The organism is Leuconostoc citreum, from assembly GCF_007954785.1.
Taxonomy (GTDB): domain Bacteria; phylum Bacillota; class Bacilli; order Lactobacillales; family Lactobacillaceae; genus Leuconostoc; species Leuconostoc citreum.
Map to the genome: position 1 here is coordinate 425,238 of NZ_CP042410.1, position 20,863 is coordinate 446,100.

Below are 20,863 nucleotides of genomic sequence, written 5' to 3' on the forward strand. Positions count from 1 at the left end.
AAGGAGTAAGTGTCATGACACGTGAATCATTACATCGACAGGGTAAACAAAATGGCCGCAAAAAAAGCCATACAGTTCGTCGTATCATTTTAATTATTGTTGGCCTATTGTTGCTGTCTGGTGTTGCTGTAGGTGCGGTAACCTATTATAAAATGAATCGCACAATTAGTAAGATGCAGAAACCTTCTGCAACAACGAAAAAAGCTGATCAAGTCACTGCAAGCAAAGCGCCAGTATCATACTTATTGCTGGGTACTGATACTGGTGAGCTAGGCCGTGATTATAAAGGCCGCACAGATACTATGATGGTTATGACAGTTAATCCATCGAAACAAACGACGACAATGACATCAATTGCGCGTGATACCTTAGTCACTGTCAATGGCCAACAAATGAAAATTAATGCGGCTTATGCCTATGGTAATGCTGATTCAGCGTTATCTGCTGTTGAAAATTTATTGAACATTAAAATCAATGGTGGCTATTTTCTGGTTAATATGGCAGGCATGATTAAAATGGTTGATGCCGTTGGCGGTGTTGATGTGATATCACCATTAACATTTACAACTGAAGGGGATGATACGCAAGCTGACTCTAAAAAGCAATATTCGTTTGTTGCTGGTCAAAGCTACCACATGGACGGCAACGAGGCGCTGGCTTTTTCAAGGATGCGACACGAAGATCCAGATGGTGATTATGGTCGTCAAAGAAGACAACAATTAATCATTCAAGCAGTCCTCAAGCATGCGGCAAGTGTTGGATCACTGTTTAATGATACATTGTTAAACATGTTATCTAATAATATTCAAACTGATGTATCTAGCAGTTCTATGAGAAATTTGGCGTTTAACTATCGTTCAGCATTATCTCATGTTAAGCAAGATCAGCTGCATGGTACAACACAAAGCATGGGGGATTTAGGTGCGGTTGAGGTTATGACGCCAACTGAAATTGATCGTGTCCACCGTGCCATAACTGAACAAATGACGAAATAAAAAAGCAGATTAAGGTTATCTGCTTTTTTATTGCAAAAATATACATTTTTATCGCTGTTATTCAGCCTTAAAGTGTATATAATCAGTAAATGGTTGAATAAAAAAACGGTGGGCGGTATTATTAATGCATACATAAACACGGAGGTCACTAACATGACAGAAAAATTAGTATTAGCTTATTCAGGTGGTTTGGATACTTCAGTTGCTATTCCTTGGTTAAAAGAAAAAGGATACGATGTTATTGCAGTGGTCTTAAACGTCGGACAACATGGCAAAGATATGGTTGCTATCCAGGAAAAAGCACTTAAAGTTGGCGCTAGCCAGTCTATCGTTATTGACGCACAAGCTGAATTTGCAGACCAATATGTTGCACCAGTGATTAAAGCCAATATGTTATATGAGGGCGAATATCCAATGGTTTCAGCTCTCTCACGACCTTTAATTATTAAAAAATTAGTGGATATCGCACACGAAAATGAAGCAGTTGCTATTGCACATGGCTCAACAGGACACGGTAATGATCAGGTTCGGTTTGAAGCAGCAATTCATGCTTTGGACCCAGATATGAAAATTGAAGCACCTATTCGTGATTTTCAATGGTCTCGAGAAGAAGAAATTGAATATGCTCAGCAACATGATGTGCCTGTACCAATTAATTTAGAGTCACCATACTCAATAGATGAAAACCTATGGGGACGTGCTAATGAAGCGGGTATTTTGGAAAATCCTTGGCATCAGGCACCCGAGGATGCTTATGCTTTAACGACAGCAATTGAAAATACACCTGATATACCAGAATTTGTTGACGTCACATTTACTGCTGGCATTCCAACATCATTAGATGGTAATGAAATGCCATTAGCCGATTTAATTATTAAACTCAATATCATGGCAGGCACGCATGGCATTGGACGTATTGATCATATTGAAAATCGTTTGGTTGGGATTAAATCACGTGAGATCTATGAAGCACCGGCAGCAGCTGTTTTGATGACAGCACATAAAGATCTCGAAGATTTGACATTGGAACGCGATGTGGCTCACTTTAAGCCAATGGTGGAACAACAACTTGCTAATTTAGTTTATGAAGCTAAATGGGTATCACCGCTATTTGATAGTCTTATGGCTTTCGTTGATGAGACACAGAAAAATGTAAACGGTGTGGTGAAGATGAAGTTATTCAAGGGAAGTGCCATTGCTGTTGCACGTCAATCAGAGCATAATTCACTTTATGATGAGGATTTAGCAACATATACCAGTGCCTCATCCTTCGATCAAGCCGCGGCAGTTGGTTTCATCAAATTATGGACATTGAGTAACACGGTGTACGAACAAGTGAATCATGTTCACAGTCAAAAGCCCAGTCAATTGAAGCTTAAAAATTAAAAAAGATGGCGAAAGCCATCGTACATAAATAGGGAAAGGATTATATTGTTTATTGGCAAAACAATATTGTTAAAATGTTATGACAACAACAAAACTATGGGGTGGCCGCTTCACTGCTAAGGCTGCAGAATGGGTCGATGAGTTTGGTGCATCAATTCATTTTGATGAGCAAATGGCAGCCGAAGATATCGAGGGTTCAATTGCCCATGCTAAAATGCTTGGTAAGCAACAAATTATTTCAGAATCTGAGTCAGCAGAAATTGTTGCTGGATTGGTGGCCTTAAAAAAAGAGTTAGATGATGGCATGCTAGCATTTGATGTTAAAAATGAAGACATTCATATGAATATAGAAGTGCTGTTAACAAAAAAAATTGGGGCGGTAGCAGGTAAATTACACACAGCACGTTCACGGAATGATCAAGTTGCAACAGATTTTCATTTGTGGGTGAAACATCGCTTGCCACATGTGTTGGATGCGTTAACTGAATTACAAGAAACTCTGTTACAGCTAGCAACACAACATGCTGGAACAATTATGTCAGGCTATACACATTTACAACATGCGCAACCAATTACTTATGGTCATTATCTTTTAGCGTATTGTGAGATGTTTCAACGTGATTATGATCGTTTTGAGTTTAACCAAAAGCATACCGATATGTTGCCACTTGGGGCAGCAGCTTTAGCTGGCACAACGTTCCCAATCGATCGTGAGTTTGTTGCAGAGCAGTTAGGTTTTAATGATATCTACCATAACTCATTAGATGCCGTGTCTGATCGTGATTTTGCATTAGAATTTTTATCTAATGCGGCCATGCTGATGATGCACTTATCTCGTATGGCAGAAGAATTGATTTTATGGTCAACGTATGAATTCAATTATATCGAATTGTCTGATGATTTTTCGACAGGATCATCGATTATGCCACAAAAAAAGAACGCAGACTTTGCAGAATTAGTGCGTGGTAAAACAGGGCGCACGTATGGTGCATTAATGGCACTTTTGACAACGATGAAAGCACTTCCTTTAGCATACAATAAAGACATGCAGGAAGATAAAGAACAAGTCTTTGATGTGATGGATACTGTGCTGGCTGCGATTAAAATTTTTACGGGTATGTTGAGTGAAATAACAGTGCATAAAGAACGCATGTTAGCAAGTACGCAAGATGATTTTTCTAATGCGACCGAACTAGCTGATTATTTAGCAACAAAGGGTGTTCCTTTTCGTGAAGCACACGCGATTGTCGGGCAATTAGTGTTGACTGGTATTCAAACCCATACGCCTCTTCAGAACATGGCTTTAGCTGATTTACAGGCAGCGGCACCGCAGATTGAAGCTGATATTTATCTTGTATTGCAATCAGAAACAGCTGTCAATCGTCGTACTTCAATTGGTGGTACTGCTGTAGCGAACGTACAAAAAGAAATTGCACGTCAGTATAAAAATTTGGAGGCGCGTCAATGAGTTCACATTTTCAAGGGAAATCTTTTTTAAAAGAAATTGATTTTACCAAAATTGAGTTAGAAACCTTAATTGATTTAGCAGCACATTTTAAGTATCTCAAGCAACAGCATATTCCTCACCAATATTTACAAGGAAAAAATATTGCGTTGTTATTTGAGAAAACCTCAACACGGACACGTTCTAGTTTTACAGTGGCGGCAAATGATTTAGGGGCACATGCTGAATTTTTAGGACAACATGATATTCAATTGGGTAAAAAAGAATCATTAGTAGATACGGCTAAAGTATTTGGTCGGATGTATGATGGTATCGAGTATCGTGGCTTTTCTCAAAAAACTGTAGAAGATTTAGCGACGTATTCAGGGGTGCCGGTTTGGAATGGCTTAACCGATGCATGGCACCCCACACAGATGTTGGCCGATTTTCTAACAATTAAAGAGAAATTAGGTTCACTTGATGGTGTGACACTAGCATACATGGGCGACGGTCGCAATAACGTTGCACATTCACTATTAGTTACGGGTGCTATTTTGGGTGTTAATATTCATATTGTAGCACCTAAGTCTTTACAACCAAATCGTGATGTACAAGACATAGCACAGCAGAAAGCAGCCGAATCTGGTGCAACATTGATGATAACCGATGATATCACAGCGGGTGTTGCTGGCGCTGATGTTTTGTATACGGATGTCTGGGCCTCAATGGGCGAAGAATCAACTTTTGCAGAGCGCATTAAGTGCTTATTACCCTATCAAATTAATCAGGCATTGGTATCGGCAACAGGGAATCCTAACGTCATTGTATTACATGATTTGCCAGCTTTTCATGATTTAAATACAACAGTTGCCCAGCAAATATATAAAAAATACGGTTTAACCGAAATGGAAATTACTGACGAAATATTTAATGCACCCTTTGCTTATCAATTTGATCAGGCAGAAAATCGTTTGCATACGATTAAGGCTGTGATGGCAGCAACATTAGGTCATATGTTTTTACCGATAGGATACTAAAAAGTTCGCAATGCGAACTTTTTTAGTATCCTAATTCTTTTTTTGGCGAACATGCAAGAAGACAAATAAAACAAGGGCACAGCTGATAAATATTGCTAAATAACCAATACCTGTCTGCGCGCCAGTGAGTACTCCTTGGTGTGGTTGTTGGCGCATGGCTTGTCCCAAAATTTGGGCCACAATAGCAGTCGCTGCAGCGCCAACAAGTTGTTGCATCGTGTTTAATACCGCATTCCCATCAGCTGTTTCGTGGTTCTTAAGTGCACCTAACGTTAAAGTCATGAAGTTAGCATAAGCTAGACCAGCGCCTACCATCATCAAAACGTGTAGACCAAGTAGGGACCAGAAATTAAGTAAGGGTAAGAATACAACAAAGCAAATGAGTGCGGTTGTTGAAAAGCACAAGCCAACAAAAACTGGCCAAAAACGACCGATACGATCTAACAAAGCACCAGCTATTGGTGCAAGCAGTGCGCCGATTAAAGCACCTGGAAACATAAACATACCAGCAACAGTCGCATTATGTTGCTGATATAACTGCAAATAATTTGGCAAGATAAACGACAAACCGAGTAAGATAGCTTGATAGACTAGCATGCCATACATATAGGCATCGAAATACACATTACGAAAAAGCGTGAGATTAATCATTTTTTGTTTTTTGTTCACATGATAAAACATAAAGAGTGCTAGTAATCCGATAAAGTATAACGGTAGTGATTTCTGTTCAATGGCTAACAATCCAGTTGCCAAGCCGATTGAAAGGCAGACAAATGATCGGAAGGGAAAAGGCTCAGTTAGACGAACAGGCTCTTTAGGAATACTAAACATGCCAATAATGAGCGAGATAACTAACAAGATAACAAGTGACCAAAAAATAGCCCGCCACCCAAAGCTGTTCAACAAAATGCCACCATAAGTTGGGCCAATGGCAGGTGCTAACGAAGTAATCATGCTGCCAATACCCATCATCATGCCGCGTGTTCTCATTGGTGAGTGGGTCAGTATAATATGAAACATCAGTGGTAAAGCAATGCCGGTGCCAATGCCTTGTAAGACACGTCCAGCTAATAACCAAGTTAGTGTTGGTGAAAAAGCATCACAAATAATACCGATCAGAAACAAAATATTTGCCGTCATAAATAATGTACGTATTGAAAAATTACGAATTAAAAATGCTGAAATGGGTATAATAACAGCAATTGCCAATAGGTAACCCGTAGTAATCCACTGCACAGCATTTGTCGTGACACTAAATTCAGTCATTAACTGTGGAAAAGTAACATTCATAGCTGTCTCAATCAAGACACCACTGAAACTTAATATGCCAGAAGCAATCACTGCCGGCATAACATGCCAATTGTTTGTTCTCATGAATTAGCTCCTTAAAAAATAAAAAGAGGTGTGACATTATCTAAAAAGATAATGTCACGCCTCTTTTGTCGGCATGTGTTTTAACACATGCTATCTGTACGAAACAACAGTTTTAAATTTACCAGACAAATAGGTGATTTGTCAAGGGTTAAGATTTTATTTTTAAGCGTGCTATAAGGTCGGGTTCGGGTGTCACATAAAGTGTTTGTTGACCTTCAAAAATAACGAATCCGGGTTTGGCACCATTGGGTTTACGTAGTTTTCCAGCTGGTAAATAATCTACGGGAACATTTGCCGATTGCCTTGCCTTACTGTAGTAGGCGGCCAATTTAGCAGCCTCTAGTAATGTTGTTTCGGAGGGTTGAGGTGAGTGGATAATAACATGTGAACCAGGTATTTTCTGAACGTGAAGCCAAATGTCACGGCGGTCGGCTTGTTTCAAAGATAACCGCTCATTTTGCAAATTGTTTTTGCCAACTTCGATTAGTGTGCCATCGGAACTTTCAAAACGGTCGGGCTTAGAAATTTTCGGCTTTTGCTTACTTTTTTTTGTAGTGCGAATGTAGCCACCATTCATCAATTCAATGCGTATGTCAGCAACATCCTTAGGTGAGGCGACCTCTAATTGTGCAACAATGTTGTTAAAATAATCAATTTCTGCTGTTGTTAATGCCAATTGGGTATTGACATAGTTTACAGCAGTTCTTAACTTACGATACTTATTAAAATATTTTTCAGCATTCTTTAGTCCATTTAATTTTGGATCAAGCGGAATATTTAATAACTTATTGTTGTCATAATAATTTTCAATCGCGACAGATGTCATACCCTTTGTCACTAAATGTGGATAGGTAATGAGTAAATCACCCATAACTTTCAGTGCATCAGCATTTTCAGCATCAGTTAAGGTCGCTAATAATTTTTTCTTTTTAGTATTATTTTTTTTCAGTTCGTTTTTAACGACGCGTACAAGTGAGCCGGCTTGTTGATTGACACGTTCGCGTTCAGCCTTACCAACGTAATAGGCATCTAGCATGATCCCAAGACTATCAAAATGTTGCTTGGTCGCAAAGTCTTGTAGCCAATCAATGGCTGCATAACTCAGATTCCCCTTATCAGAGTGAAACAGAGTTGGCTTTGGTTGATCAAAAGCTGCTAGCCAATTTTTTGCATACTGAATCCGATCGCCAGTTGTATCGATGGCTCGCGTTAAAGCTTTTGCTGAGTCCTGACTGAAGCCTTGATAAGTTGCTTGGATAAAGGCTGGCCATGCTTCAACCGGTTGGTCAAGAATCATTGTCGCTAAATCAGTTAAATCATTAGTGAAAGGGTTAAGCTTATGCTGTTCAGGCGGTAGAATGTAACGAGCACCGGGCATTAACGAGCGGACACGATTTTGGTCAGCGGGGACGTGTTTGATTAATTCTAAAATACGGGCGTCGCTTTCACGTACCAAAAAAATATTAGAATGACGCCCCATCATTTCAATTGTTAGTCGAATTTCTTGCACATCACCTAATTCGTCACGCGCATTAACGTAAAAATTAATCATACGATCATTAGCAACTTGTTCAATCTTTTGCAGCTTGGCGCCTTCAAGATAACGCCTTAGAAACATCACAAAGTTCGGTGCTGTTTGCGGATTTTCATAAGGAATATAGGTGATTTGTGCGCGAGCATAAGTCGGGTGGGCGCTTAGCAACAAAGGATAGTTTTGGCCATTTTGTCGCACGACTAAAACAATCTCGTTAGCATAGGGTTGGTGAACTTTTGTAATACGGCCACCAACAAGTTTTTCATTAAATTCATGCACAAGGGCATGTGTAAACAGACCATCCAGTGGCATTTCTTGTTCCTCACTTTTTGAATGTTGTTGATTCCAATACTAGTCATTTAAAAATGGTCACTTTATAATAATTAAAGCGACCATTCAATCAATATTTATTGTGATGTGACAGCTAAACTATTTTTGAGCCATGTACTTCTGTAACGCCTAATGTGTTGGCAATACGTTGCGCATTTGCGACAGTTACGCCACCACCAGGGAGAATAGTTAAATCCGGTGGTGAAGTATTGACTAAAGTTTGCAACTCGGATAGAAGATCGGTAATTGGTGTTTCTAACATCCCACCATGTGTTAGAATACGTTTGACATGATGATCAGACAGCCATTGCATCACGTTTTGTTGGCTTTCTTGGGCAATATGGTCAAATGCCATGTGCATAATGACTTCTAAATGTAACTCATGAGCATGATTAATGAGTAACATCATGGCATCAAAGTCTAGTTGATGGTTACGGACGACACCAAATGTCACATATTGACCACCGAGGTCTGCAATTTGCTGAAGACTATCTTGCATTTGTTGCAGTTCTGCATCATCGTAAGCAAAATCACCACCTCGTGGGCGAACCATAATGACGACAGGAACGTCTTCGACAGCCATCAAGGTGTCAATGATTGTACGCGTATCAGGTGTTAAACCACCGAGTTCTAAGTGGCTACTGAGTTCAATTCGATTAGCGCCTTTGCGGCGCGCTTGTTTGGCAGCTTCAACAGAGTCAACAGCCGCTTCTCTAATTGTAATTGTCATGTCACTATTCTACCACAAAAGTGACATGATGATGTTAAATGAGATAAAAAATCATTGTAATTTGTTATGTAAAGGAAATAAAAAGCCTACTTCTTAAATTAGAAGTAGGCTTTTATGTGATTACTTTTCAATCACTTGCTTGCCGTTATAAACACCAGAAGGTGATACACGGTGAGCTACGCGGTATTCACCAGTTGTCTTGTCCAAAACAATGTTAGGAACATTCAAACCGATGTGTCCGCGGCGGTTACGCTTATGAGACTTAGAGTTCTTGTTTGATGGGGTAGCCATAATGGCACCTCCTTTCGTTTCAATTTATCAACTAGTCAAGTTTATCTAAAATTGAGCCATTTGTCAATAGGTTTTTAAAAAATTGTGTCAAGGTTTTTTACTTGACACTGTTTTTTGCAAGCTGTGCGGTGATATCTTTGTGGTGGAACCAAGAAGATTGTAATAAGGCCAATATATCATTAGCAAAATACATTAAATAGGTTACCAGAATGACAATAGCTGAAGCACCTAAGGCACCACCAGCAGCAACCGTTAATCCCCACAAGATAATTTGCATGATACCTTGTAATAACCAAGCAAACCAACTCTCAGAAAAACGAAAGGTGGTTAGCACGGCACCAATTAAACCAGTACCAAGCACAAGTGAGTCAGATATTGGTCTAGGTGTATGCAAAATTTTTGTTTCAAAAAGATAAGCCGCAACGAAAGCAATAATTGCAACGACAGTTAGCATTGTGTACCAGAAAACTTTACCGTGTTTTTCACCACGTATATCAGTTTCATGAATGAAGCGGACATGCTGATTCGTATTTTTTACCCACCCTGGCATAATGAGCACGGGGATGTCAAGTAGAATCACGTAAGTGAGCTGTAGCATAGCATCAGCTGGATTACGGTGTAGCCAAGCCACATAAATATAGATAGCTGCAGATAACAGACCAAAAAGGCCATTCATAGGTTTGGCTTCTTTGAGACCAAGGACAGTAATCCAACCAAATGCTGCAGCAAAAAAAGTGGCGAATGTCATTGACGTGATAACCGCGCCCATGGCAAAACTAGTGTAGGCAATAATCAGTAACCCGACACCCAATAACGTGTAAGATAGGCGAGTCCAACCTTTGAACTGCTGGCCATACCAGATTGGATTTAGAAGTTGCCAATGTGAAATGTGATTTGTTTGATTAATGTTCATGATAATTATCGGAATTAAGGCACTCTGATTGGTTGCTGTTTTTTAAACGGAGCTTTGAGAGAGCGGCCCGATACCTTTCTTAAATTTTGTGCTTTAAATTAACTTACCCATATACTTGTTTGGTGTAATATCAAAGAAATCATAATCAGCCAATGCATCAGTAGAGGTGACATGAGCATCTGTACCAAATGATAGCATTAAGTTAATTGGATGCTCATCAATATTACCAGCAAAAACAGAGACCACTGGTGTATGAGAAGCAACTGAGTAGCCAAGCTCCATAGCTGTTCCAGTATCTGCATCTTCAGCTTCAAAGACGGCAACGGTCAAGTCTGAATTGTCAATGGCTTTAATATCAGCCTTATAGGTCATGGCGCCCCATTCAAAATCTGGGGTGTTATTAGATGTGCCTAATGCTACGCCGCCATACTGATGCAATAATGGCACATGGATATGGGCAATCGTTGGGTTAGCGCTTAACTTTGTAAAAGCTTCTTTAAGTAATTGTTCTTGGTGATCTGAAAACCAACCGGCAGCTAAATAAATATTTTTTGCCCCTGGTAATTTTTTACTATTATCAACGCGACGACTAATTTCTTCTAATTCTTTGATGAGCTTTGCTTCATTCATGTGTTTTCTCCTTCTTGTTATGAGTAACGTATTTAACTTTACATCAGATTATTTTCAAGATGTTGTAATATCAGCTAAATAGACAAAACTTGTCCAAAATCTATCTTACCTTATTCGGGAAAGATTTAAAATAATGTTGCACGATTTAGGTTTACTATCCAATATGTGATACACTTGAATTACTATAAAATGAGGAGTAACGTGTTTCTCTTGCATTAGAATTAAGGAACACAATAAACACATGTTTTTAATTGATTTCATCCTCCATATTGATGCACACATTGCCTCGCTTGTGACACAATTTGGACCATGGACCTACTTGATTTTATTTGCTATTATTTTTATTGAGACTGGTGTGGTCATTATGCCATTCCTGCCTGGTGATTCGTTGCTTTTTGCTGCCGGTGCCGTTGCAGCAACTTCTGCAGGTATTGCTGCTGGTTTAAATCATTGGGTCTTTATGGTATTATTCTTTATTGCTGCTGTTGCCGGTGATTCACTTAATTTTTGGATTGGTCGAACAGGTGGCTATCGCTTAGTTAAGCATCCAATTATTGGCCGCTTTATTAAGGAAAATCATATTCGAGAAGCTGAAGGCTTTTTCGAAAAGCATGGGGCAATGGCCATTATTATTGGGCGTTATATGCCAATTGTTCGTACATTTGTGCCATTTGTTGCCGGTATTAGTCAGTTTCCCTTTGTGCATTTCTTAAGAAACACAGTGATTGCTGCTTTTTCATGGAGTTTTATTGCGACTGGGGCGGGCTATATGTTTGGTAATATTCCCTTTGTTAAACGTCACTTCTCTGTTATTATTATCGGTATTGCCTTGGTGACTTTACTACCAACCATTATTGGGGTTATTAGATCACTAGTCATTAACCATCGTACAAAAAAAATTGATCAATCAAAAAAGTAAAGCTGCCTGAGGGTAGCTTTTTTAGTATAATAAGAGCATGAATAATATAGAAAAATTACAACAATTAACACATATAACAACAGCAGAAATCGCAGACGCACTTGATGTTGACGTGGCAACTGTGACAGCTTGGCAACAAGAAGAAAGTATGCCAACCGTCGGCGAATTTGAAGCACTAGTTGGCATTTTTTCAAGCCAGTTAGATGCGCAAGGTATTGTCACACAATCAGAAAAACATCCTATTCATATTCGCTTATCACTAGACTATCTGATGAATCTTGGGATAACAATGTCTGACTGGATTACACTTAAATGGGCATTTGAGGGACAATGGTCCGGCTTTAATCTAGCAGTAGGCTTCTTTGATAAAGGTCATTTGGTGCGCGTTGTGACGTCGCCAGAAGAATTTGTGTCTGCTTTTGCAGGGTATTTAATTTTACAGACTGAGGGTGAATTTGAACCCTACATTGATGAATTTGACGATGACAAACTATATGACTGGCGTCTGATTAAAGTAGCTGGTGATCGTTTTGAAGATGTTACGCAAATGTTAATATCGACTGACTTACCGGAGATAACCTTATGACAGAAAATCTCATTTTGGCCACTGATGCTTATAAATTAACACATCATCTACAATACCCAACTGACATCACGAAACTATACTCTTATGGCGAGGCACGTGTTGGCGGGCGTTTTGATACAGTGAGTTGGTTTGGTTTGTCAATGATTCTACATGATTACTTTAGACAGCCAATTACGGATGAAATGATTGATGAAGCTGAGAGAGTAGCAAAACAGACGTTTAATACGACCGCTTATTTTAACCGTGACGTTTGGGAAAAAGTAAAAACGTTGGGCTATTTTCCTGTGAAAATTAAAGCATTACCTGAAGGTATGACAGTGCCAGTAGGTAATGCCTTGTTTACAATTGAGTCGACACAGGATTGGTTTGCAACAAGTTTAAATGCTTTGGAAGTTGTATTAATGCACGTTTGGTATCCAACGACTATCGCAACAAATTCTTTATACATAAAAAAAAGTTTGCAACCCTTGTTTGAAAAAACAGGCACACTAACAAATTTACCAGTTGCTGTTAACGATTTTGGATTACGTGGCGCAACATCTTTGATGTCTGGAAAACGTGGCGGGGCAGCCCATTTATTACATTTTCAAGGTTCAGATAATATGGCTGCTTCAAGTTATTTTGAGGCAGTTTACGGTGTTTCAGGTCGCGCGGCATCGGTCTGGGCAACCGAACATTCAGTAGCCACAGCTTACGGTCCGGGAGAAGGTGAAATAGATTATGTTAATGCACAACTTGATCGGGCACCTGATGATGCGATTTTATCAATTGTGATTGATTCATATGATGCGCTAAATTTCGTGACCCATGTTATCGGATCAGCGACGATTAAACAACGAATACGTAGCCGTCAAGGTCGCATTGTGTTACGACCAGATTCTGGTGATCCTGAAATTATTGATTTGCAGGTCTTGAATTTGCTTGCTGATATCTTTGGAACAACCTTAAATGATAAAGGCTATCGTATTTTGAATGACAATGTTGGTATTATTCAAGGCGATGGTATGAAAGCAGATACAATTGTGTCATTATATGAAACCATAATAGCTGCAGGTTGGTCAGCTGACAATCTCATTGTTGGGTCAGGTGGTGGGCTTTTGCAAGAAGGATTCACACGTGACACGGAAAGATTTGCAATCAAAGCCGCTTACGCAGAAACAGCTGATGGGCGTCACATTAACATTCAAAAAAATCCTAAAACAGACATGACCAAAGCGTCCAAAGCTGGTTTATTGAAAGTCATTCTAGATGGTAATACGATTAAAACAGTAGCGCAAGATGTAGCTGGCGATGATTTGTTAGCGACTGTTTATGAAGATGGGAAACTCTCGGCGATTGATGGTCCAAGTATTATTCACCGTGCTAGTTTATGAGGTCAGTTAATGAATTATCAATTTAAAAAAGCAGCAGATATCAATCAAAATGTCACAACGCAGCATTTAGACGAAAAGGCTGCAGCACAAGCCTATCGGGATTTAGAGTCAAGAGAAAGACAACCAAAAACAGAGGTAGATACTACGCTAGTCGGTCATGGCATTCAGGCTTTAGCAACAGAATCAGCTATTGGCAAAGATGAACGTCAAGCGAAAGTATTAGCGCTTTTTAATAATGGTATGACGAGCTATATTGATTTAGCCTTTGAAATGAATTTAGCTGAATCAACAATTCGACAGTATGGGCGTGAATTAGGTTTAAAATTTATTGATACTGAATATTAGATTAAAAATTTGACATTTTTTAAACTGTCAGTTATGATTAAACCATAATAAAAATATAATTTCACATAGAGGTCGCGATAGACATAAGTCGCTTATCTGAGCTGTTGTAGCAGCCATGACGTTAAGCAAAAGGGGATATCGCCGAAATAGATAAAAACTACTACTTTGTCTGTTGGGCTAACAATTAATAATTGTTAGACTGTCGTTACATGTAACGGTGAGCTATGGAAACTGTCAAAATTGCTAAGCAAAAGCCTTTTGTCCGTGACCATGTCTCGAACAAAGGGCTTTTTATGTTGATAATGATGGCATATGATACTAAATCTATATGTCGTTTAGGAGGGCACATGAATTATCCAACAAATGAACAAAATCACCTCACCATTGACCATGTTGATGCGGTTGACCTTGCTAGTACTTACGGTACACCACTTTATGTTTATGACGTGACTAAAATTAGGCAAACAATGCGAGCATTTAAAGCCATTTTTGAAAAAGAAAATGTCCCATACATCGTTAGTTATGCTTCAAAAGCATTTGCGACAAAGGCAATTTATCAAGTGGCACAGCAAGAAGGCATTCACGCAGATGTTGTTTCAGGTGGGGAACTTTATACTGCTATTCAAGCTGGTTTTAACCCAAAGCACTTAAGCTTTAATGGCAATAATAAAAGTTGGGATGAACTGATGATGGCTGTTCAACAGGGTATTGGGACAGTTATTGTGGATAATTTTTTGGAGTTGCAATTATTGTCTGAAATCGCTGAAAAATGTCAAGTAGTACAAGATATTTTGTTGCGTATTTCACCAGGAATATCGGCCCACACCCATGAATTTATTAGCACCGGTCAGCAAGATTCAAAATTTGGCTTTGATTTACTAACCGGTCAAGCGAAGGCAGCGTATGATATTGCTAGTCAAGATAGCCATTTTCACCTACGAGGTCTACATGCGCATATTGGGTCGCAAATTTTTGATGTCACTGGCTTTGAAAAAAATGCTGCCTTATTAGCAGATACAGCACAAAGTTGGGGATGGCAGCCGGATATTATTAATGTCGGGGGCGGTTTTGGTATTCGTTATACTGATGACGATGAACCACTACCAGAAAGTGACTATGTAAGTGCTATTATTCGTACCTTAAAAGGAAAAGCAGCCGAGTACGATTGGAAAATGCCAGAAATTTGGATTGAACCAGGACGTTCAGTGGTAGGTCCAGCAGGACAAACGCTTTACACTGTTGGCGCGCGAAAAGACATTCCTGATATGCGACACTATATAGCAGTCGATGGTGGTATGGGAGATAATATTAGGCCTGCGTTATACGAGGCTAATTATGAAGCGGTTTTAGCCAATCAACCAAATATTCCAGCACAAGAAGTGGTACGTGTTGCTGGAAAATATTGTGAATCTGGCGATGTTCTTGTTTGGCAACAAAAATTGCCCAAGACGCAAGCAGGTGATATTTTATCCGTCTTAGCAACAGGTGCTTATGGGTATGCAATGGCTTCAAACTATAATCGCAACCCACGTCCAGCAGTTGTTTTTGTGGAAAATGGACAGCATCAGCTTGTCGTTGCACGCGAAACATATGAACATATTGCGGCCCTGGATCGTGACTACACGCTATCAGCAAATATGACACATTAAAATTGGGAGAAAAATAATATGACAACAGCAAATGATGCACAACAATTAATTAATTTTATTGCTAATGCGAAGAAAGTAACGCCCGTCAAAGTGACTTATAAGGGTGTATTAACTGGCGAAATTCCAGCCACTGTGCAACAGTTTGGTGGTGTATCTTTTGGACAATTAATTGGGGATTGGTCAGAAATTCAACCGTTAATTGCAGCATTGCCGGCCGAAAATGTGTTTGTCGAAAATGATGCACGAAATTCAGCTGTACCACTACTTGATAAAAAGGCTGTCAATGCACGTATTGAACCAGGAGCAATTATTCGAGAGCAGGTAACAATAGGTGACAATGCGGTGATTATGCTAGGTGCTGTGATTAACATTGGTGCTGAAATCGGTTCAGGAACAATGATTGATATGGGTGCCGTTTTGGGCGGAAGGGCAATTGTTGGCGAACAATCACATATTGGTGCTGGCGCTGTATTAGCAGGCGTAATCGAACCAGCTTCAGCCCAACCAGTTCGTATTGGAGATCATGTTTTAGTTGGGGCGAATGCGGTAGTCATTGAAGGTGTACAGGTTGGAGACGGTGCTGTGGTCGCAGCAGGGGCAATCGTGACAAAAGATGTGCCAGCTAATACCGTTGTCGCAGGCGTACCAGCCAAAATTATTAAGCAAATTGATTCAAAAACGCAACAAAAGACTGCTTTAATCGATGCCTTACGAGGTCTCTAATGTCTGAAATAAATTTTGAAACACTACAAACATTTCGTCGTGAATTACATCAAATACCTGAGACGGCACTTGAAGAATTTAAGACACATGATTATTTGTTAACCAAACTTAAGTCTTGGCAACAAGATTATATGACAATTAAGACAGTTGAAGCTTTGCCAACAGCCATTTTAGTCTATTTTCAAGGCACTAATCCAGTACGGACAATTGGTTATCGGACAGATATTGATGCCTTGCCTATACAAGAGGCAACGGGGTTAGACTTTGCATCACAGCATCCTGGCAAAATGCATGCCTGTGGGCATGATGTCCATATGACAATGGCCCTGGGATTGGCACAATATTTTAGTCAGCATCAACCAAAAGACAATCTTATCATTTTCTTTCAACCTGCTGAAGAGGCTGAAAGCGGTGGTAAAGTTGCCTACGATATGGGATTATTTGAAGGTAAATGGCGACCAGGTGAGTTTTATGGGATTCATGACCAACCAAGTTTGCCAGCCGGCACGTTAAGCACGTTGGCTGGTACGTTGTTTGCTGGCACAGCAGAATTAAAAGTTGATGTGATTGGTACAGGTGGGCATGCGGCGTATCCTCATTTAGCTAAAGATCCGATTGTTATTGCTGCCGAATTAATTATCCAACTTCAAACTGTTGTGTCGCGATCTGTTAACCCAATTGCTGGTGGGGTTGTGAGTGTTGGCGTCATTAACGGTGGGTTTGCAAATAATGTCATACCAGACCAAGTGCATTTTGAAGGGACAGTCCGTAGTATGACGCGTACAGGGTTAGAAACAATGCTGACCCGTATTAGGAAAATTGCTGAGGGACTGGCAATTGCCAATGAGGTTACCATTAATGTATCGTTAGAAAGTGGCAGTTATTTACCAGTAGAAAATGACCCCATATTAGCGACCCAAGTAATTAATTTTATGCAAAAACAGTCAGATATTAATTTTGAATTAGCACAACCAGCTATGACAGGTGAGGACTTCGGTTATTTGTTACAGCATATTCCAGGAGTCATGCTGTGGCTTGGTGTAAACGACAGCCATCCATTACACAGTGCACAATTAACAATCGATGAATCAGCACTTTTACCAGGTTACAACGCCTTGAAATCCTTCTTATTGTGGCGTATGGCAACATCCGAGGAGAAATAAAATGTATGAGCATATCAATTTGATTACGGCAATTATTACCCCATTTAACGCAGAAAATGAAATCGATTATCCGGCCCTAGATCGTGTGATTGATCATCTTTTGGAGACAGGAACACAAGGTTTAGTCATTGCAGGGACGACAGGTGAATCACCAACGTTGTCACATGAAGAGAAATTAGCGTTAACACAACATATTGCAGCGTATGTCCCAGTTGATACATTATTAATTGCTAATGCGGGTACCAATAATACAGTCGAATCGGTACGTAACGCACGTGAACTCAGCGAAATAACAAATGTTGATGCTATTTTAGCCGTGACGCCGTATTACAACAAGCCGAATCAACGCGGCATGATTGCACACTTTACAGCTATTGCTGATGCATCAAATCGGCCAGTGATGCTATATAATATTCCAGGCAGATCAGCTGTTGGCCTCACCGTAGATAGTGTTGTAACCTTAGCACAACATCCTAATATTAACGCGATTAAAGAAACAACTTCGGTGGCATTTATTGCTGCGGAAATCGAACAAACGCAAAATGATGATTTTGCTGTTTATACCGGAGAAGATGCACAAACACTTGCAGCTTTTGTACACGGTGGCGCTGGGACTATATCAGTGGCGTCCCATTTATATGGGCGTGAAATGTCTGCACTATTTACCGCTTTAGCTGTTGGTGATTGGCAGGAAGCAGGTGTGTTACAGCGCTATTTAACACCAAAGATGAACGCCCTATTTGCTTTTCCATCTCCAGCACCAGTGAAGGCAAAATTACATGATTTAGATATGGTTGAAAATTTGACACGTCAACCCATTTTGCCATTAAATGTAGCGGAAAAAAAGGCATTAGATAAACTGTTGGAGGATATGTAATGGTGGATATTATTTTGGCCGGTGGTTTTGGTAAGCTTGGTCAGGCCATTCAATTAGGATTAAAAAACACAGATTATCGTATTGTCGGCATACTAAGTGGGCATCAACATGAAAGTACCTACCCAGTATGGACAACACGAGAGGCAATCGATGTCAAAGCTGATATTTTTTTGGATGTCAGCACACCAAAAACAGTTTTTGATAATGCAAAGTGGGCGATTTCACATGATATGTTGCTTGTTGTTGGTGCAACTGGGCTTAGTGATTTCGAGGTTGATACGCTCAGACAAACAGCAACACGTGGCGTTTTGATTGTGCCTAATTTTAGCTTGTCAGCAGTGCTATTAATGGCATTTGCACAACAAGCGGCAAAGTATTTTCCAGACGTTGAAATTGTAGAGACACACAATCCTAAAAAAGTTGATGCGCCATCAGGTACAGCGATTCAAACAGCAAAACTCATCAGTGAGGCACGTTCAACAACTGGTGCAAAAACGACTGAAGGGCCAGCTAGAGGTATGCGAGTTGAAGACATCCCAGTGCATGCTTTACGTTTACCTGGTTATATTGCGCAACAAAGCGTTTTATTTGGTGGGACTGATGAGCAATTGACCTTAACACAAAGTACCACAAGTCGGACGGCTTTTGTCCCGGGGGTTTTACGAGCACTGGTCGGTGTACAAGAATTAGAGGGATTAGCAATTGGTCTTGACAAAGTGTTATAGCGCATATAGCGCTTTTTTTTGTAAATTAGCACTAGGTAGCATTTTTGCGTACAATAGATGGTATGAAGACGATTACAAAAATTGCAACACAAAAAAGAGCTGGACGTTACAGTATTGAACTGGATAATCAGTTTGCTTTTGGTGTGGCTGAAAGTGTGCTCATTAAATATGGACTTGCTAAGGGGCGCACGCTTGATGAAGATTTAATTACACAAATTAAGTATGATGATGCCATTGCAAAGGCTTTGACGATTGCTTTAAATTATTTAGGTCATGCATTACGCACAACGAAACAAATAAAACAAAAAATGCGTGATAAAGCAGTGGATGAGGATATTCAAGCGCAAGTCATAGCACAATTAACGCAATTAGGTTATGTCGATGACCAAAATTATGCAAACCACTATGTTGCAACAAAAAAACTTATTACGCCTAAGGGACCACACGTTATTCGTCTTGCTTTGCAACAAGCAGGCGTAGCGGAGAATATGATTGAGCAGGCGTTAGCAACCTATACTTTTGATGAACAATGCAGCATTGCTACAAAAATAGCTGAGAAATTAGCACAAGGATATCAACGTGAATCGACACGGCTAAGACAGCAAAAAATTGTTCAGGGGTTGGTTAACAAAGGGTTTTCTTTTGAGACAGCTCAGTTGGTCGTTGATAGTATGAGCACAGATAATAACGCTGAGGATGAGCAGAATAATGCTAAACGACAAGCCGAAAAGCTGTGGCACCGATATCGTCACGATGAGTCACAGCAACGTTTTTATAAAGTTAAGCGACAATTATATGCAAAGGGTTTTACGAGCGAATTAATTGACGCAGCTCTGTTATCATTAGAGCAAGAGGAAGTTTGATTATGGGATTTTATGACCAAAAAGTATTAGCAGATAAACAGAAAAGTGCACAAGCACAGCTTGATAATATTGATTTTAAGTTAAAAAAAATAAAGGGTCGATCCGTACAAGATTTATATGATCAACATGAAATCAGGACATTAACGACACAACGAGAGAGATTAAAAATTATTTTACAACAACTCGAACGACAATTGCGGCACTCTAAAAGCGCGAACAAGCATGCAGCAACTCAGCACCTTGTACGAACAAATACACACCAGCATGATTTGTAGTCTATCAATTATTCGTGAGATTTGATACAATAAAATAGCATTCGGTGTTTAGAAGAGTAGGTACGATCATGAGTTTTGATAAGTCAAATCGCGGACCGCGCGAGGGTGATTTCATCACGATCAAAAGTTACAAACATGATGGCTCGTTGCATCGCACTTGGCGTGATACCATGGTACTAAAAACCAGTGAAAACGCTATTATTGGTCTAAATGATCATACGTTAGTAACCGAAGATGATGGGCGACGTTGGGTCACGCGTGAGCCAGCAATTGTCTATTTTCATAAAAAGTATTGGTTCAATATTATTGCGATGATACGCGATAATGGCGTGTCCTATTACTGTAATCTAGCGTCACCATACGTGCTTGATAAAGAAGCATTAAAATATATTGACTATGATTTAGATATTAAAGTTTTTCCAGACGGTGAAAAGCATCTATTAGATGCTGATGAATATGCTGCCCACAGCAAAAAATGGCACTATCCACCAGAAATTGATAAAATTTTAAAAGCACATGTTAAGATATTGGTCGACTGGATTAATGAAGGCACGGGTCCATTTTCACAAGGTTATATTGATGTTTGGTATGCCAGGTATCAATATTTGATGCAACAACGTCTCAAAGATCGTCGTTGACAAAAAACACGCTTATATTTTGCGTGTTTTTTTGTTGTGATAAAATGGGGTCAAGAAGTATTA

Annotated in this window: 22 protein-coding genes and 1 riboswitch; of the genes, 16 read left to right on the forward strand and 6 right to left on the reverse strand. The window is 39.7% G+C overall.

Annotation, left to right across the window (positions count from 1 at the left end):
• Positions 1 to 14: 14 nt before the first annotated feature.
• The 4 genes from FGL72_RS02035 (at position 15) to argF (ending at position 4,862) form a co-directional block, all read left to right on the forward strand.
• Complete coding sequence (locus FGL72_RS02035) at positions 15 to 995, forward strand: LCP family protein (protein WP_004903258.1); 981 nt, start codon at positions 15 to 17, stop codon at positions 993 to 995.
• A 153-nt stretch (positions 996 to 1,148) separates the two neighbouring features.
• Complete coding sequence (locus tag FGL72_RS02040) at positions 1,149 to 2,381, forward strand: argininosuccinate synthase (RefSeq protein ID WP_146992482.1); 1,233 nt, start codon at positions 1,149 to 1,151, stop codon at positions 2,379 to 2,381.
• 79 nt (positions 2,382 to 2,460) lie between these two features.
• Positions 2,461 to 3,849, forward strand: coding sequence for an argininosuccinate lyase (gene argH / locus FGL72_RS02045; protein WP_004905893.1), 1,389 nt, complete (start codon positions 2,461 to 2,463; stop codon positions 3,847 to 3,849).
• Entirely contained in the window at positions 3,846 to 4,862 is a 1,017-nt protein-coding gene (argF, locus tag FGL72_RS02050; protein ID WP_004907871.1) for an ornithine carbamoyltransferase, read from the forward strand. The genes argH and argF overlap by 4 nt, the downstream gene beginning before the upstream one ends.
• 30 nt (positions 4,863 to 4,892) lie before the next feature.
• Here argF and FGL72_RS02055 read toward each other — a convergent pair whose 3' ends face one another.
• From FGL72_RS02055 to FGL72_RS02080, 6 genes are all read right to left on the reverse strand, one after another.
• Positions 4,893 to 6,236 carry an MFS transporter gene (locus FGL72_RS02055; RefSeq protein ID WP_146992485.1) on the reverse strand — a complete coding sequence of 448 codons (1,344 nt, stop codon included), beginning with the start codon at positions 6,234 to 6,236 and terminating at the stop codon, positions 4,893 to 4,895.
• 148 nt (positions 6,237 to 6,384) lie between these two features.
• Positions 6,385 to 8,082, reverse strand: coding sequence for an NFACT RNA binding domain-containing protein (locus tag FGL72_RS02060; RefSeq protein WP_146992487.1), 1,698 nt, complete (start codon positions 8,080 to 8,082; stop codon positions 6,385 to 6,387).
• A 112-nt stretch (positions 8,083 to 8,194) separates the two neighbouring features.
• On the reverse strand, positions 8,195 to 8,830 hold the full coding sequence (locus tag FGL72_RS02065; RefSeq protein ID WP_004901095.1) for a copper homeostasis protein CutC: 636 nt from the start codon (positions 8,828 to 8,830) through the stop codon (positions 8,195 to 8,197).
• A 120-nt stretch (positions 8,831 to 8,950) separates the two neighbouring features.
• Positions 8,951 to 9,121, reverse strand: a complete 171-nt coding sequence (gene rpmF, locus FGL72_RS02070) for a 50S ribosomal protein L32 (protein WP_004901089.1) — start codon at positions 9,119 to 9,121, stop codon at positions 8,951 to 8,953.
• A gap of 97 nt (positions 9,122 to 9,218) precedes the next feature.
• Positions 9,219 to 10,034, reverse strand: a complete 816-nt coding sequence (gene pnuC, locus FGL72_RS02075) for a nicotinamide riboside transporter PnuC (RefSeq protein ID WP_004905317.1) — start codon at positions 10,032 to 10,034, stop codon at positions 9,219 to 9,221.
• A 93-nt stretch (positions 10,035 to 10,127) separates the two neighbouring features.
• Positions 10,128 to 10,664 carry a nucleoside 2-deoxyribosyltransferase gene (locus FGL72_RS02080; RefSeq protein WP_146992489.1) on the reverse strand — a complete coding sequence of 179 codons (537 nt, stop codon included), beginning with the start codon at positions 10,662 to 10,664 and terminating at the stop codon, positions 10,128 to 10,130.
• A 241-nt stretch (positions 10,665 to 10,905) separates the two neighbouring features.
• Between FGL72_RS02080 and FGL72_RS02085 the strand changes: the two genes are divergently transcribed.
• From FGL72_RS02085 to ntdP, 12 genes are all read left to right on the forward strand, one after another.
• Complete coding sequence (locus tag FGL72_RS02085; RefSeq protein WP_004905315.1) at positions 10,906 to 11,583, forward strand: VTT domain-containing protein; 678 nt, start codon at positions 10,906 to 10,908, stop codon at positions 11,581 to 11,583.
• A 37-nt stretch (positions 11,584 to 11,620) separates the two neighbouring features.
• Entirely contained in the window at positions 11,621 to 12,169 is a 549-nt protein-coding gene (locus FGL72_RS02090) for a hypothetical protein (protein ID WP_004905314.1), read from the forward strand.
• On the forward strand, positions 12,166 to 13,542 hold the full coding sequence (locus FGL72_RS02095; protein ID WP_012305312.1) for a nicotinate phosphoribosyltransferase: 1,377 nt from the start codon (positions 12,166 to 12,168) through the stop codon (positions 13,540 to 13,542). Before FGL72_RS02090 ends, FGL72_RS02095 begins: the two co-directional genes overlap by 4 nt.
• Before the next feature lie 9 nt (positions 13,543 to 13,551).
• The gene (locus FGL72_RS02100; RefSeq protein WP_004901075.1) at positions 13,552 to 13,887 is read left to right on the forward strand and encodes a hypothetical protein; all 336 of its coding nucleotides are present in this window, start codon (positions 13,552 to 13,554) and stop codon (positions 13,885 to 13,887) included.
• 58 nt (positions 13,888 to 13,945) lie between these two features.
• Positions 13,946 to 14,120, forward strand: a riboswitch (Lysine riboswitch).
• Positions 14,121 to 14,234: 114 nt separating this feature from the next.
• Positions 14,235 to 15,536, forward strand: coding sequence for a diaminopimelate decarboxylase (lysA, locus tag FGL72_RS02105; RefSeq protein WP_004901071.1), 1,302 nt, complete (start codon positions 14,235 to 14,237; stop codon positions 15,534 to 15,536).
• 18 nt (positions 15,537 to 15,554) lie between these two features.
• On the forward strand, positions 15,555 to 16,259 hold the full coding sequence (dapD, locus tag FGL72_RS02110) for a 2,3,4,5-tetrahydropyridine-2,6-dicarboxylate N-acetyltransferase (protein ID WP_004905310.1): 705 nt from the start codon (positions 15,555 to 15,557) through the stop codon (positions 16,257 to 16,259).
• Positions 16,259 to 17,422 (forward strand): N-acetyldiaminopimelate deacetylase, encoded by a 1,164-nt coding sequence (locus FGL72_RS02115; RefSeq protein ID WP_146992491.1) that lies wholly within the window; start codon positions 16,259 to 16,261, stop codon positions 17,420 to 17,422. Before dapD ends, FGL72_RS02115 begins: the two co-directional genes overlap by 1 nt.
• Before the next feature lies 1 nt (position 17,423).
• Positions 17,424 to 18,299, forward strand: coding sequence for a 4-hydroxy-tetrahydrodipicolinate synthase (gene dapA, locus FGL72_RS02120; protein ID WP_146992493.1), 876 nt, complete (start codon positions 17,424 to 17,426; stop codon positions 18,297 to 18,299).
• Positions 18,299 to 19,024 carry a 4-hydroxy-tetrahydrodipicolinate reductase gene (gene dapB / locus FGL72_RS02125; RefSeq protein ID WP_146992495.1) on the forward strand — a complete coding sequence of 242 codons (726 nt, stop codon included), beginning with the start codon at positions 18,299 to 18,301 and terminating at the stop codon, positions 19,022 to 19,024. Before dapA ends, dapB begins: the two co-directional genes overlap by 1 nt.
• Before the next feature lie 62 nt (positions 19,025 to 19,086).
• Positions 19,087 to 19,887, forward strand: a complete 801-nt coding sequence (gene recX, locus FGL72_RS02130) for a recombination regulator RecX (RefSeq protein WP_146992498.1) — start codon at positions 19,087 to 19,089, stop codon at positions 19,885 to 19,887.
• A 2-nt stretch (positions 19,888 to 19,889) separates the two neighbouring features.
• On the forward strand, positions 19,890 to 20,162 hold the full coding sequence (locus FGL72_RS02135) for a hypothetical protein (protein ID WP_146992499.1): 273 nt from the start codon (positions 19,890 to 19,892) through the stop codon (positions 20,160 to 20,162).
• A gap of 68 nt (positions 20,163 to 20,230) precedes the next feature.
• Positions 20,231 to 20,800, forward strand: coding sequence for a nucleoside tri-diphosphate phosphatase (gene ntdP / locus FGL72_RS02140; protein ID WP_004901051.1), 570 nt, complete (start codon positions 20,231 to 20,233; stop codon positions 20,798 to 20,800).
• Positions 20,801 to 20,863: the final 63 nt, after the last annotated feature.